Here is a 14,227-nt window from a genome sequence, read left to right as displayed (position 1 = left end):
AATAGTAAAACAGTCGTAATTCGTAAATCTAAAACCGTAATTACAGTTAATGAAGTGGCTACACAAACATCTTTTAAAACTTAGACTCTATTCAATGTTTATTGAGTGGACTAAGGCTTGTGTATTGCCAGGTTTTAGTCCGCTGCCGTTATATACCGTTGCTACCTTTTTTTTAGGGAAATTGGTAAAGAAACCCTAGTTAACAAAGCTTCTTCCCTAGCCTACAATTTTATGTTGGCTATTTTCCCTGGTATTATCTTCTTGTTTACCTTAATTCCTTATATTCCCAAACGTATTGGTTTTCAAGAAGGCTTAATGTCTTTATTAGCACTGGTGCTGCCAACAAACGCCTTTGATGCTTTCCAAGACACGATTAATGATATTGTGAACAACCAAAATGGAAGCTTGCTTTCCATCGGTTTCTTCCTTTCGTTATTTTTTGCTACCAATGGCGTACACAACTTAATGATTGCTTTCAATAAGTCATCACTTATAGTAGAAACAAGATCATTACTAAAAAGAAGATTAGTAGCCTTAATTTTAACCATTGTATTAGTGCTATCCATGATTGTGTGTATTACCGCAATGACACTTGGTATCGTTTCTATCAATTATTTAAAAAAAGAAATGAACTACGATGGCAATCTGACTATTTATGCTATCCAGTTAACACAATGGGCGCTTTTGGGTGTGCTATATTTCATCAATGTATCTATATTGTATCGCTATGGTCCGGCACATGCCAAAAAATGGAAGTTTTTTAGCGCAGGCTCTTGGCTGGCCACCATTTTAGCCTTTTTAACCATCTGGGGATTTTCTTTCTATATTAATAACTTTAGCGCTTACAACAAACTTTACGGTTCTATAGGCACCTTAATGGTTGTTATGATTTGGCTTTACCTTAACTCGCTCATTTTGTTGATTGGTTTTGAGCTTAACGCAAGCGTAGATTTATCAAAAAGAAGCGTTAAAATCATTAGGCCTAATTTTAACCTATTCAAAAGCAATACCAATACTACAAAAAACAAATAAACTAACGCAACCATTTTTTACGCTATATTTTGTCTTGTCTTGCTTTATAATTTTTCATTTCACAAGACCTTGCGGCTATTATTTTACTGTAAATCTCCTATCATATATATTTTTTCAGACTGATAACTAAGCTCTTAAAGCAAAGTTCAGAAAATACCAATTCTTTAGTTTGTAGAATTGCTTAGAGTTTGTACTTTTGCAGCGGAGAGCTGGCAGAGTGGTCGAATGCGGCAGTCTTGAAAACTGTTGACTGTAACAGGTCCGGGGGTTCGAATCCCTCGCTCTCCGCCAGAGAAATACAAATGGGATGTCTTTAAAAAGATGTCCCATTTTTTGTTTCTTAACCATTTAAAGTTAACGGAATGGAAACAATTATTTCGGTACCTTTATCATTTGAGTTGATTTGTGCTTGACCATTGAGAAGTTTGGCACGACGAAAAATAGACTGCAAACCAATGTTTGATTTCAGGCCAGCTGATCTATCCTTGCCCAATCCAATTCCATCGTCGCTAATGTTTAACAGCAAAGTGTTTTCTTCTTCGTAAATCAAGATATTTACACATTTTGCCTTAGCATGCTTAATGATATTGGTTACCGCACCTTGTATGATACGAAGTAGCGAAATTCTGGTATCCATGTCCACACCCGCTAGCGAATTATCGTCTATTAAAATATGCTTGGTATAACGATTATCTGGTAGGGAGATTTCGGTAAGTAACTTAATCTGCTTTTCAAAAGACTGCTCGTGCTGCCCATCAGCCTGTACAAACCACTCGTGGCTTTTGTTACGAGCTGCCGTGTAAGCTCTTTCTGTTTCAATCCGTAACTTAGTTAACTTAGATTTTAATTCATTACTTTCGGCATCCATTATCAATACCTCTAACTGATACTTTATAGCTGCAATTGACGAAGACAAGCCATCATGTAGGTCCTGTCCCAATCTTTGTTGCTCTTCTCTTACTGCCTGATATTTCGCCTCCTCCATTGCCATAACCTGCATCTTAGTAGCTTCGTCTAAGGCGGCCAATTGCTCAGTTACCTTCTTTTTTTGGCGTAGCATTACCAAATAAATGCTGAGTACAATAACTATTGATAAAAACGAGATAATGATTAACCAAAGAGTAATTTGTGTGGCTTTTTTACTTAAAACAAGATTGTCAGTCTGTATAGCATTGTATTTCACGTAATCGCCCATAAACTTCCGAGATTTTTCCCAATCTTGAGACATGGATTTATCCAACTTCTCATACACTTTAATCATCTCGTCCTTATCATTAATTCTTTTGGCTATAGCTAAGGCATTATTTAAAATATAAATCTCTAAGTAACTATAGCCACTTCTATTTGCGGCATCATAAGCACTATAGCAGTGTTCTAATGCCATCCTAGGGTTAATATTTTCATAACCAACCATTAGAAATCTGGCGTTAATTTCCGTATCTGTATTTCCATTAAGTTGCGCATCCGCAATCAACTGTTTTACTAAAGGAAAAGCTTTTTGTAATTGTCCATCTAAAATCAATAAGCGTGCTTGCCATATCCTATTAAACATCATCATGTGTTCGTCCTTGTAACGTTGCGCTACCTCTCTTGATTTGTTTAAATAGTAAAGATACTATCACTCGAAAGACTTGGATTTCGATTGCAATAACTTAGATAAACTTGAGACATTATACTGTCTTTTTCTAGGCTTTTCCCTAAACGAATTGCTTTTTGCATTAGCGATACAATTTTTGGTCGTTCAGAGATACCCTTATTAAGTACCTCTACCATATCGAGGTATATCTTTATGATATTTTCTGTATCATTATTTTGCTGGTAAAAAGGTAAGGTTTTACCAAGCAACTCTAGCGACTCTGCATATATCCCCATCTTAAAAAAAGAGAAGGCAATTACCAAATCTGCATCAGCTTGTCCTTTTTTATAACCTATATTAACGGCCAGCTTTTTAGCTTTTAAACCATAGTAAAAGCAACTATCGGCATTTCTAGTTCTATAAAGATTGCCTATTCTGTTAAAAACATTTACTAAGCGAGTATTATCTTTTGTTACGGCAACTAGTTCTAATTCTTTTCTAATTTGTTTAATTTGTGCATCGGCAGTATTGATAAAAAAGAAAAGAAAAAAATTAAGCGAAAAATATTTTTGAGGAGCTTCATTATTAACTTTTATCTAATTGCTAAGATAGTTCATTTTGAGATGTAATTTCAAAGCTCTCTTTCTTTCAATTTTAGAATTAGATGTCAAAGTTTTGCAGAAGATATAGAAACTTGAACGTTATCAATTTCTATTTTGGATACTTTTAAGGAAAGCTTTATTGAAAGCAAGTTGCCAAAAAGATGATGATTAATGTAGCTATGCCAAAACAATTACCGAAATTATAGGCACAACAAGAGAAACAACTTACCATTGGCCAAACTTTTGAACAATAATGTTTAGTGTAATGTTGTTTAATGATGGGCGTAAACGGTTTGTAGTTCTTCTACTTCAACTTCGCCTTCTGGAGTAAGCTCAACCAACTTCACATTTTTAAGTTCGTTAACCATTACCGGATCGTATTTGGCCTTTACTTTCACATAGTTTTTGGTAAAGCCGTGCATAAAGCCATTTTTCTGATCATCCTCAAAAAGCACTTGAGCTTCTGTACCTATTTGCGATTGATAAAATGCTCTTCTCTTTTTATCAGACAAGATATGAAGCATTTTATTGCGCTCAAAACGTGTACTTCCGGCTACTTTACCTTTCATAGTTGCAGCTTCGGTTTGCTCACGCTCCGAGTAAGTAAATACGTGCAAATAAGAAATATTTAAGCCGTTTAAAAACTCATAAGTATCCAAGAAATCTTCTTGTGTTTCGCCCGGAAAACCCACAATTACGTCTACACCGATACAACAGTTAGGCATTAACTCTTTAATTTTAGCTACCCTATCTACATAAAGTTCTCGCTGATAGCGGCGTTTCATTAAACCCAAAATCTTGTTAGAGCCAGATTGCAACGGAATATGAAAGTGAGGTACAAAACGTTTAGAAGTGGCCACAAACTCGATGATATCATTGCTCAGCAAATTAGGTTCTATAGATGAAATACGAATTCTTTCGATACCTTCTACCTCATCCAGTGCTTTTACCAAATCAAAGAAACGATCTTCACGCTGACCTTCTCTAATCCCAAAATCTCCAAGATTAACGCCAGTAAGTACAATCTCCTTAACCCCACTTGCAGCAATTTGTTGCGCCTTTTGCAATACGTTTTCAATGGTATCGCTTCGGCTACCGCCACGAGCTAAAGGAATGGTGCAATAGGTACAAGGATAATCACAACCGTCTTGAACTTTCAAAAAAGTGCGGGTTCTATCGCCAATAGAATAAGCTGCAATAAAATTATGATTTACTTTCTCAATATCTTGCTGATGCACAACCGCTTTAGGCTGCTTAGTTAAATCGGTAATAAATTCAACTATACGGAATTTTTCTGCCGCACCTAGCACCATATCTACACCTTCTATTTCGGCAATTTCTTGAGGTTTTAGCTGTGCATAACAGCCTACAATGGTTATGTAGGCATTTGGAGAGTATTTAAGTGCTTCTTTTACTACTTTTCGGCATTTCTTATCTGCGTGATCTGTTACAGAACAGGTATTGATCACATACACATCAGCAGCATCTGTAAACTCTACCACACGATAGCCTGCATCAACAAATAACCTACCAATGGTCGAAGTTTCAGAGAAATTCAACTTACAGCCAAGTGTATAGAAAGCAACTTTTTTCATAATAAGGTTGCAAAGATAAGGATTAGACGTGAGTATTGAGATATGAGATTTGAGACAATGAGCAATCATTACAAATAGCTTACAGTTAGCTCATGAAACTATTGGAAATTGCAACTGTTTATTGATAACTGAAAACCGGTTAATCGTTCCAACGATAACTGGCTTTCTCTAAACCAGCCAAATCAATTACTCTATCTACCACAGTTTGCGCTACCTCTTCAATTGTTTTAGGTAAGCTGTAAAAAGAGGGGTTTGCCGGACAAATTATTCCTCCCGCTTTGGTTACCATTTTCATGTTATTTAGGTGGATTAGACTAAACGGGGTATCTCTAACTACAGCAATAAGTTTTCTACGTTCCTTTAAAATTACGTCGGCAGCACGAGAAATTAGATCGTTCGAAATGCCATGGGCAATGCGTCCTAAGGCTCCCATTGAGCAAGGCACAATAATCATCGTATCGTATTTAGCAGAACCCGATGCAAAAGGTGCATTGAAATCCATTTTTGCATAAAAATCAAAATCGTACTTATTGTAATCATCATTACCTAATTCGTAACGCCATACTTCTTTCGCATTATCAGACATTACCACACCAACTTTATCTATCTGCTCTTTCAATAACCTTAAGTTATCTAGCAATAGTTTAGCATATATGGCGCCACTGGCACCAGTAATGGCTACAACAATTTTCTTCTTTTTTTGCATAAACAAATATACAATCTATATGCACTTGCTGGTGCCAAAAACCATTTATGTTACATTAGGGTTTCTTTTTCTTATAAATCATAATTAGCCCTATGCTATCTTTGAAATAATTAAACTCTAAATCAACGTACTACAACTTATCTGTATTTTTTATTTGGAGGTAATTAAACCTATTTCTATATTCGCACCTCCTTAAAACGAAGAAGTTCTTCTAAGCAAGAAAGATTCCGTAGCTCAGCTGGTAGAGCATTACACTTTTAATGTAGTGGTCCTGGGTTCGAATCCCAGCGGGATCACAACCAAAATTGACAATGCCCTGTAACTTAAACCGTTGCAGGGCATTGTTGCTTTCAGGTGGAGAATATCCTAAAAGTGGCCACTTTTTTCGCTCCAAAGTGTCCAGTCTATTTCGCTTGAAAGTGTCCAGTCGACTGATTTTAAGCTTGTTTTATCGTGTATCCCTGTGGTTTGAGATGATGTGACAGTTAATATATTTTAACGACTCTGATCGCTTTATAATCGGTTTTTTCGCAAAGTTTCGATGTGGCTTGTTGACCTAAATTTAAATAGGGTTATTTAGCAGTATCTGAGGGGCATTCCTGTGCTTTTGCTACGCAAAAGGCTGGTGAAGATGCTTGATCGCCGATGGTGTTGGGATGGAGAAATGTAAGTGGTGGGTGAGAAACGCAGTCGGGATGAAAAACAAAAATGATCAGTTGGAGTGGACAGTTTGGAACGGAATGGACTGGCTACTATCACCGAAATCTACAACTTAAGGGATTAGACAGTTTTCTTGGATATTAGTCTTTTCTCATTTATATTAAATTCTATCTATAGCACCATGTTGCGTTATGGCAAATGTCTCTTCCTCAAAGATATTCTTCATGATCAACGATATCTTATCTACAAATGTTATTTCATGGGTGTGCACATCACTATTTGATGTAAGTTTCCCTGTTAAGGATAATTTAGTTACGACTTCACCATTCAGCTCTTGGTTTCCGTTAAACATTGAACCTTCGGGGAAGTTAACATCTTTAGATTTCACTTCGCCAATTAGATCTAATCTGCCCAACTCTCGTCTAAAGTCATCGATATAGGCTTACAATCCAACAGGAGGTTTGCTATTAGTTTGTATATTACCATACCAGATTGGCCCTAGAATAGTAGAAGTAGATTTAAGCTCTACATCATCTACTTTTACGCTCAATATTTCGGGTCTAGTCAAAGTAAAATTTAAGTTCAATGTTATATTTGCAATATTGATAGCATCCTTTCCTACTTCGTATTTCTTATAATCATATAGCTCCGCCAATCGAATGCTCTTATGTTCAGCGTATTTCAGCGCCTCTTTAGTAAAACCATTCTTTGAGACGATAATGCCTTTTTCAATACCTGTATCTTCAAGCAAAGCACTCAATTTCAATACTACATCTCTGCCGACTTTCTTATTAAGGTATTTACATTCTATTGCTGTACGAGAGGAATTATCCTTGATAGTTGTCTGAGTTAAAACATCTATTTGATAACTAGAGTCTGATTTGCCCTTGATCCTACAGGAATTACCATAGCCGAGTATTTTAACACCATTTAAGCGTCCAAGGGCTTGATAGAAGTACTTTACGATGTGCTCGTAACCTTGCCAGTCTTTGTTAGGTTTCAATTGAGTTAGCTTTGATAAGATGAAAGGTATAAATTTAACGTTCCTAACCCAAAATTTTGTCATATACCTCTTATTTAAGGGGGCTGTACATATTTTCGTATTAAATGGATAGATAGACTGTTAGATTTTTAGTGGTGTTGGAGTATGGTTTGAAGGACATTGCAAGGGTTGTTGATGGTATGTTGATGTTTCAACCTTATTCTTTACAAGCGTAGCAAGTGTAAGTTAATGTGCAATAGTTTGGCTTTTAAGAAGTCAGTATAAAAAAGAAGTATATCAATCTTTCATAATTACTCAAAACCTAGCTAGAATAGTTTCTTTGAAATATCAAGCCAAGTAACGAGCGGCTAAACTTTCAGACTTTTCAATTAATAATCAAGCAACAACAAACCAAAATCAAACTAACTTCTCTTTCTTTAAAACATCTGTGATTAAGGCATAGGTATTTTTTATTTTAGCTTTAATTTCATGCGGAGCTATCCAAACTGCTTCGGTAATCCCTTCTTCAACCTGTGGCACTAACTTGGGGCTACCCTTCACTGTCATGTGGTACCAACTAGTTCTTTTCAAAATCAATTCGCCACCCATTTCGTAAACATGGTAGGTTTTACAAATCCTATCGTTACGTTTTTCTATTTTAACGCCACACTCTTCTTCTACTTCACGTACTGCGGCATCTTTCACTTTTTCGCCTTTATCTACCTTTCCCTTAGGTAAATCCCACTTTTTATTCCTAAAAATGAAAAGAAACTCTCCTTTTGCGTTGGTTACCAAACCTCCAGCAGCTTTAATTACCGTCAAATCATTTCTTATCTTTTTAAATACCGCTGTTGGATTTTTTGTTAACAACAAATAATTCTTTTTCTTACTTATTTTTAGTTTTTCGTAAAACAAAACAAAATCAAAACCCTCTACTTCAATCTGTTGTATCTTATCTACCTGAACAGGGAGTTCATGAGTTATAAACAAAGTATTATCGTTAATATAAATTCTGTATTTTTGCGCCATGTATAATAAAAGTGATATTGAATTAAAGGTAGCTGAATTTTTATTACAAATTAAAGCAATTAAATTACAACCTGCTAATCCATTTACTTGGGCATCGGGCTGGAAATCGCCTATCTATTGCGATAATCGCATAACCCTGTCTCATCCATCGGTAAGAACTTACATCCGTCAAAAACTGGCACAATTGATCCAAGAAGAATACGGAGCTGTAGATGTAATTGCTGGTGTAGCAACCGCAGGAATACCTCAAGGCGTATTGGTGGCGCAGGAATTGGGTTTACCTTTTATTTACGTAAGAGCTAAAGCAAAAGAACACGGAACCGGAAGCTTAATTGAAGGAGAAGTTGTAGAAGGCCAACGTGTTGTGGTAATCGAGGATTTAATTTCTACTGGAAAAAGCAGCTTACAAGCGGTAGATGCATTACGTAATGCTGGCCTTTCTGTAGCTGGTTTGGTTGCTATTTTTACCTATGGATTTCAACAAGCAGATGATAATTTTGCAGCTGCTAAATGCAGATATTCTACACTTTCTAATTACAAGGCGCTTATTGATTATGCTGCAGAGCATGCTATCATTGCAAAATCTGATATGGAATTTTTGAACAAGTGGCGTGAAAATCCATCTCAATGGGGACAAAACGAAACAGTTTAAATTGCTATAGCACAATATAACCACACATAAATGACAATCATTGAAAGTAACGCCGAAATTAATTTGCCAGTAGAAAAAGTTTATCAGTTTCTAGCAGATTTAAACAACCATCAGCAATTGATGCCCGATAATATCTACAATTGGGTATCAACCGCAGATACAGCTAGCTTTACCATCCAAAATATGGCTAAATTAGCAATTCACATCTCCGAAAGAGTAGAAAACGAAAAGCTAATTGCCTTACCTACAGAAAAATCACCGTTCGACTTGTCTCTACAGTGGACAGTTAAAGACAACGGAAATGGCACAACAATTGCCACGCATACCATATCAGCAGATTTAAATATGATGATGAAAATGTTAGCCGCAGGCCCATTGCAAAAACTTGCCGATCATCAGACAACAAAACTGAAAAAAATTTTAGGTTAAAAACCAAAGGAAGTTCGAAAGACTTCCTTTTTTTATGTAACTATTTTTTTGAAAAACAATGCTCAATATTGCCCGCTGATGAGCGCAGATAAGGACAGTAGGTTTTAGCAGATATAAATTAGCGAAATCTGCGAGGGTATCTGTGAAAATATGCGGGTGTTTTTTTAAATGCAGTTGCTCAGTATTACCCACTGATAAGCGCAGATTAAAGCCGCAGATTTAGTAGATACAAATTAGCGTAAGTATCGGCGAAAATATGTGGGATAATTATTTTGAAAAGCAATTGTAGTGATACTATGTTCCGAAAGTCTGGATCATATCTTTACTACGGGGCAAACACACAAGTCCGCCCCTACGCGTTCGCTCCTATGGGGTTTAAATTACCAAAACCTGTTTTTCATAGTGGCTAAATGCCTTTCAATATCTCTAATCCCTCGGCTAAAGCCGACGGCAATTAAACGCTAAAGCCGACGGCAATGAATTGCATTAAAACTCACGACGAATAAATATCATTCAAAAAATATCGAAATTATCATCAAAAAAACTTTGTGTCTTCGTGGTTTAACTATCCCTTTTCAGCCTCATTCGCTTCATCAAAAAATAAAAGCCAACACCAGTAAGCAACATTAAAAGCCCAGTTCCGGTCCAAAGTACATTAAAACCGTAATTGGCAGCAATTTTAGTTCCTAAATAAGGTGCAAAAATTAACCCAGCAGATAACGACAAAGAATTTAACCCCATATAAGCACCCCTATTTTTAGCATTAGAACGCTGCAAGGTAACCGTAGCCATAAAAGGCATCGCCAACATTTCTGATACGCAAAGTATAAACATAGAAACATACAGCAACCAAATTCCATGGGTAATTAACAAAGAAGCGAAAGCCAAGCCACAGCAAACCACTCCAACAATAATGGCATTTGCAGCGGTAGTTCTTCGCTCGGCAATATGCACAATCAGCATTTCTAAACTAAAAACCACTACCCCACTGTAAGCCAAAATTACACCTATATTTTTCTCAGAAAGATGGTATACCTCCCTATAATAAAGTGGCAAGGTGCTCAACAATTGAAAAAAACAAATCGCAAATAAAATGCTGAGAAAAGTAAAAACCAAAAATGGCATATCTTTATACGGAGACTTGTAAGCAATTGCCATCTCTTCTGTACTCGTTTTTTCTTTTGTGTTTCCTTCTCTATTTCTAAAGTAAACGAAAAAAATAATAGCTGCTAAAGTTGCCGCAAAGGCATTTCCATAAAAAAGTAAATCGTAAGAAATAGCAGCTAAAAAGCCACCCAAAGCCGGCCCTATAGAAAACCCAAGATTTAAAGCCATCCTGTTAAGCGTAAAACTTCTCACTACATTTTCTGGTTTAGAATAATAGGCCAAAGACACAGAATTGGCCGGTCTTAAAATATCACTAACCATACTCAAAGCCAAAATGCCTGCAGCTAATGTGGGCATTGTTGTTAATTTGGGTAACAATAAAAACAGTGGCACTATTCCAGTTAGACTAAACATTTGAACTTTAAAATGTCCAAACTTATCGGTAAGCCAACCACCCAACGAAGAGCCAACTACCGACCCTATACCGAAACAGCTTAACAAAACTCCGGCATTTTCTAAAGTAAAGCCCAAATGCTTAACCATATAAACCCCTAAAAAGGGAACTACCATTGCTCCGCTTCTATTTACCAGCATTACCAAAGCCAACATCCAAGCTGGTGTAGATAGCCCCTCGTAAACTTTAAAGTAATTTTTGATGTAGGTTTTCATTTAATTTAGAGAAGTTGCAAAGATAGACGATTGAATGGTTAATGGTTAATTCTTGATGGTTAATTATTAATTGTTTAACTGGTTATTTGTTTAACTGATGAAACGGACAGTGCTAGGTATTGATTGGATTTTTAGCTCTTTGATTATTCTTTATTGTTGAGCAAAGCGAAATCCCGATTTTCTGGGAATTATTGGTTAAGTTTCCTTAAATACTCGCAGATTTTTGATGATTGGATTATCAACTCCTTGATTATTGGTGCTTGTTTATTGGTCACTTCCCTCTCCTCTGCCATTTTTTCATCATAAAACACTAATTACCAGACAATTATTCAGTAATAATATTTTATCTACGACAAAATTTCCGATTTAGAAAATCATTTGTTCGATGGCATTTGTTTTGACCTTAGCGTAATAACCATAATTAAACACAATTGCCTTGGTGCGCTTTGTGTTTTTGTGGTTAATTAAAAAAGAAAACAATATTATGAATTTCAACAATTTTACAATAAAGGCCCAAGAGGCTGTACAAAAAGCCTCTGAAATTGCACAAGGCAACCAGCAACAGGCCGTAGAAACAGCGCATCTGCTCAAAGGCTTGCTAACTGTTGATGAAAATGTGATTTCCTACGTTTTAAAGAAACTAAACGTACATCTAAATACACTTAACCAAAAACTAGATGATGATATTGCTAAATTCCCAAAAGTAAGTGGCAGCAATATTTATTTATCATCTAACGCCAATACGGCACTTCAAAAAGCACAATCTTTTTTAAAAGAATTTAAAGATGAGTTTGTATCCGTAGAGCATATCTTATTGGGAATTTTAGCAACAAACGACGCTACAGCTAAACTGTTAAAAGATCAAGGTGTAAACGAAAAAGACCTCAAAAAAGCAATCACTGAATTGCGTGGAGATAACCGAGTAACCGATCAAAATGCAGAAGCTACCTACCAAGCGCTGGGTAAATATGCCCGTAATTTAAATGAATACGCCGAGAGTGGTAAGCTAGATCCGGTAATTGGCCGCGACGAAGAGATTAGACGTGTGATACAAATCTTATCTCGTAGAACAAAGAACAACCCTATCTTAATTGGTGAACCTGGTGTAGGTAAAACGGCCATAGCCGAAGGCATTGCCTTTAGAATTATCAAGGGCGATGTTCCAGAAAATCTAAAATCAAAAGTGGTGTACTCTTTAGATATGGGCGCCCTCATCGCGGGAGCAAAATATAAAGGAGAGTTCGAAGAACGTTTAAAAGCCGTTGTAAAAGAAGTAACGCAAAGCGATGGCGAGATCATCCTTTTTATTGACGAAATACACACTTTGGTTGGCGCTGGCGGTGGCGAAGGTGCTATGGATGCCGCAAACATCTTAAAGCCTGCCCTAGCCCGTGGCGAGCTAAGGGCTATTGGCGCCACTACTTTAGATGAGTATCAGAAATATTTGGAGAAGGATAAAGCTTTGGAACGTCGTTTCCAGAAAGTAATGGTTGATGAACCCGATACGCAAGATGCCATTTCGATTTTACGTGGCTTGAAAGAACGCTACGAAACGCACCATAAAGTACGTATCAAAGACGAAGCAATTATTGCTGCCGTAGAAATGAGCCAACGCTACATTGCTGATCGCTTTTTACCAGATAAAGCCATCGATTTAATGGACGAGGCGGCATCGAAACTACGTATGGAAATGGACAGTGTGCCAGAAAATGTAGATGCACTAGAGCGTGAGATAATGCGTTTGGAAATTGAACGTGAAGCCATCAAACGTGAAAAAGACGAAAGCAAGGTAAAAGAATTGAGCGAACAAATTGCCAATTTAGCTGCAGAGCGTGATGAGTTTAAAGCAAAATGGCAAGGCGAAAAAGATTTGGTTGATGCCGTAAATACTGAAATTGAGCAAATTGAAGCTTATAAATTGGAAGCCGAACAAGCAGAGCGTGCAGGCGATTATGGAAAGGTAGCAGAACTACGTTACGGAAAAATTAAAGAAGCGCAAGATAAAGTTGAAAAACTGAAAGCTGATTTGGCAAGTAGACAAGACGAAAGCCGAATGCTGAAGGAAGAAGTAACTGCTGATGATATTGCTGGTGTGGTTGGCCGTTGGACTGGCATTCCGGTAACAAAGTTAGTTTCTAGCGAACGCGAAAAATTGCTTAATCTAGAGGAAGAATTGCACAAACGTGTAGCAGGACAAGATGAAGCGATCGAAGCCATTTCCGATGCGATCCGTCGCTCACGTGCCGGTTTGCAAGATAAACGTAAGCCTATTGGCTCTTTCATTTTCTTGGGTACAACTGGTGTAGGTAAAACAGAATTAGCAAAAGCATTGGCCGAGTTCTTATTTAATGATGAAAACGCCATGACCAGAATTGACATGAGCGAGTATCAAGAACGTCATGCGGTAAGCCGTTTAATTGGTGCGCCTCCAGGATACGTGGGTTACGATGAAGGTGGACAATTGACGGAAGCAGTTCGTAGAAAACCATATTCGGTGGTCTTATTGGATGAAATTGAAAAAGCACATCCAGATGTATTCAATATCTTGCTGCAAATGCTAGATGATGGAAGGTTGACCGATAACAAAGGTCGTGTGGTAAACTTTAAAAACACCATCATCATCATGACTTCTAACATTGGTTCGCATTTAATTCAAGATAATTTTAAAGATTTTGATGAAGAACAAAGGGATAGCATTGTAGCTAAAACTAAAAACGAGTTGTTTGAGTTACTGAAACAAACCATTCGCCCTGAGTTTTTAAACAGAATTGATGAACTGATTATGTTTACTCCACTACAAAGAAGCGAGATTAGAAACATTGTTGATTTACAATTTAAACACGTTCAAGATACTTTAGCCGAAATGGGAATTACTATGGAAGCCAGCACCGAAGCTTTAGATTGGTTGGCAGAATTAGGCTATGATCCTCAGTTTGGTGCCCGTCCGTTAAAAAGGGTAATACAAAAACGCATTTTAAACGAGTTATCAAAAGAAATATTAGCTGGTAAGGTTGATAAGGACAGTAAAATCAAGTTAGATATGTTCGATCATCAATTTGTGTTTCTTAATGAGGCTAAGTAAAGCGGAGTTTTGTAAAAGCAACTTCTCACAAGCTATCATATACCGAGAAAAGGCAGGCGACAACCTGCCTTTTTTCATGTCAAAAACTGACATAAAATGCCAAATA

General features: G+C 36.9%; 10 protein-coding genes, 2 tRNA genes and 1 pseudogene. 6 read left to right on the top strand and 7 right to left on the bottom strand.

Translation table 11 applies throughout. The annotated features are described in order from the left end of the window. The first annotated feature begins 49 nt into the window (after positions 1-49). Together OVA16_RS14275 and OVA16_RS14270 are read left to right on the top strand one after the other, a co-directional pair. Positions 50-1,032, top strand: a pseudogene (locus tag OVA16_RS14275) (YihY/virulence factor BrkB family protein). A 203-nt stretch (positions 1,033-1,235) separates the two neighbouring features. Beyond that, a tRNA-Ser gene (locus OVA16_RS14270) sits at positions 1,236-1,323 on the top strand. A gap of 49 nt (positions 1,324-1,372) precedes the next feature. Here OVA16_RS14270 and OVA16_RS14265 read toward each other — a convergent pair. The 3 genes from OVA16_RS14265 to OVA16_RS14255 all read right to left on the bottom strand — a co-directional run bounded on the left by OVA16_RS14265 (position 1,373) and on the right by OVA16_RS14255 (position 5,511). Next, entirely contained in the window at positions 1,373-2,590 is a 1,218-nt protein-coding gene (locus OVA16_RS14265; protein ID WP_267760600.1) for a sensor histidine kinase, read from the bottom strand. Positions 2,591-3,482: 892 nt separating this feature from the next. Continuing rightward, positions 3,483-4,805, bottom strand: coding sequence for a tRNA (N(6)-L-threonylcarbamoyladenosine(37)-C(2))-methylthiotransferase MtaB (gene mtaB, locus OVA16_RS14260; protein WP_267760598.1), 1,323 nt, complete (start codon positions 4,803-4,805; stop codon positions 3,483-3,485). 139 nt (positions 4,806-4,944) lie between these two features. Beyond that, on the bottom strand, positions 4,945-5,511 hold the full coding sequence (locus OVA16_RS14255) for a UbiX family flavin prenyltransferase (protein WP_267760596.1): 567 nt from the start codon (positions 5,509-5,511) through the stop codon (positions 4,945-4,947). Between the two features lie 223 nt (positions 5,512-5,734). Between OVA16_RS14255 and OVA16_RS14250 the strand changes: the two genes are divergently transcribed. Then, a tRNA-Lys gene (locus OVA16_RS14250) sits at positions 5,735-5,807 on the top strand. Positions 5,808-6,331: 524 nt separating this feature from the next. Here the strand turns inward: OVA16_RS14250 and OVA16_RS14245 are convergent. The 3 genes from OVA16_RS14245 to OVA16_RS14235 form a co-directional block, all read right to left on the bottom strand. Continuing rightward, on the bottom strand, positions 6,332-6,586 hold the full coding sequence (locus tag OVA16_RS14245) for a hypothetical protein (protein ID WP_267760594.1): 255 nt from the start codon (positions 6,584-6,586) through the stop codon (positions 6,332-6,334). Between the two features lie 27 nt (positions 6,587-6,613). Next, a complete protein-coding gene (locus OVA16_RS14240; protein WP_267760592.1) occupies positions 6,614-7,174 on the bottom strand; it encodes a restriction endonuclease in 561 nt (186 codons plus the stop codon). Between the two features lie 396 nt (positions 7,175-7,570). Continuing rightward, a complete protein-coding gene (locus OVA16_RS14235) occupies positions 7,571-8,182 on the bottom strand; it encodes an NUDIX hydrolase (protein WP_267760590.1) in 612 nt (203 codons plus the stop codon). Between OVA16_RS14235 and pyrE the strand changes: the two genes are divergently transcribed. Together pyrE and OVA16_RS14225 are read left to right on the top strand one after the other, a co-directional pair. Next, positions 8,181-8,834 (top strand): orotate phosphoribosyltransferase, encoded by a 654-nt coding sequence (gene pyrE / locus OVA16_RS14230; protein ID WP_267760588.1) that lies wholly within the window; start codon positions 8,181-8,183, stop codon positions 8,832-8,834. The two genes, OVA16_RS14235 and pyrE, sit on opposite strands and share 2 nt — an antisense overlap. A 30-nt stretch (positions 8,835-8,864) precedes the next feature. After that, entirely contained in the window at positions 8,865-9,263 is a 399-nt protein-coding gene (locus OVA16_RS14225) for an SRPBCC family protein (protein WP_267760586.1), read from the top strand. Positions 9,264-9,824: 561 nt separating this feature from the next. On the opposite strand, the gene OVA16_RS14220 is transcribed toward OVA16_RS14225, so the two are convergent. Continuing rightward, positions 9,825-11,039, bottom strand: a complete 1,215-nt coding sequence (locus OVA16_RS14220; protein WP_267760584.1) for an MFS transporter — start codon at positions 11,037-11,039, stop codon at positions 9,825-9,827. A gap of 484 nt (positions 11,040-11,523) precedes the next feature. On the opposite strand from OVA16_RS14220, the gene clpB reads away from it, so the two are divergent. Next, positions 11,524-14,121: an ATP-dependent chaperone ClpB gene (clpB, locus tag OVA16_RS14215; protein WP_267760582.1), complete on the top strand. Its 2,598-nt coding sequence runs from the start codon at positions 11,524-11,526 to the stop codon at positions 14,119-14,121. Positions 14,122-14,227: the final 106 nt, after the last annotated feature.

Source organism: Pedobacter sp. SL55 (genome assembly GCF_026625705.1).
GTDB lineage: Bacteria > Bacteroidota > Bacteroidia > Sphingobacteriales > Sphingobacteriaceae > Pedobacter.
Note: the sequence above shows the minus strand (reverse complement) of the source record. Positions and strands in the feature narration are given on the sequence as shown.

Bases quoted from the DNA above. Each gene is read 5' to 3' on its own strand.
- OVA16_RS14265 (WP_267760600.1), bottom strand. From the start codon at position 2,590: ATGATGATGTTTAATAGGATATGGCAAGCACGCTTATTGATTTTAGAT.
- mtaB (WP_267760598.1), bottom strand. From the start codon at position 4,805: ATGAAAAAAGTTGCTTTCTATACACTTGGCTGTAAGTTGAATTTCTCT.
- OVA16_RS14255 (WP_267760596.1), bottom strand. From the start codon at position 5,511: ATGCAAAAAAAGAAGAAAATTGTTGTAGCCATTACTGGTGCCAGTGGC.
- pyrE (WP_267760588.1), top strand. From the start codon at position 8,181: ATGTATAATAAAAGTGATATTGAATTAAAGGTAGCTGAATTTTTATTA.
- OVA16_RS14235 (WP_267760590.1), bottom strand. From the start codon at position 8,182: ATGGCGCAAAAATACAGAATTTATATTAACGATAATACTTTGTTTATA.
- OVA16_RS14225 (WP_267760586.1), top strand. From the start codon at position 8,865: ATGACAATCATTGAAAGTAACGCCGAAATTAATTTGCCAGTAGAAAAA.
- OVA16_RS14220 (WP_267760584.1), bottom strand. From the start codon at position 11,039: ATGAAAACCTACATCAAAAATTACTTTAAAGTTTACGAGGGGCTATCT.
- clpB (WP_267760582.1), top strand. From the start codon at position 11,524: ATGAATTTCAACAATTTTACAATAAAGGCCCAAGAGGCTGTACAAAAA.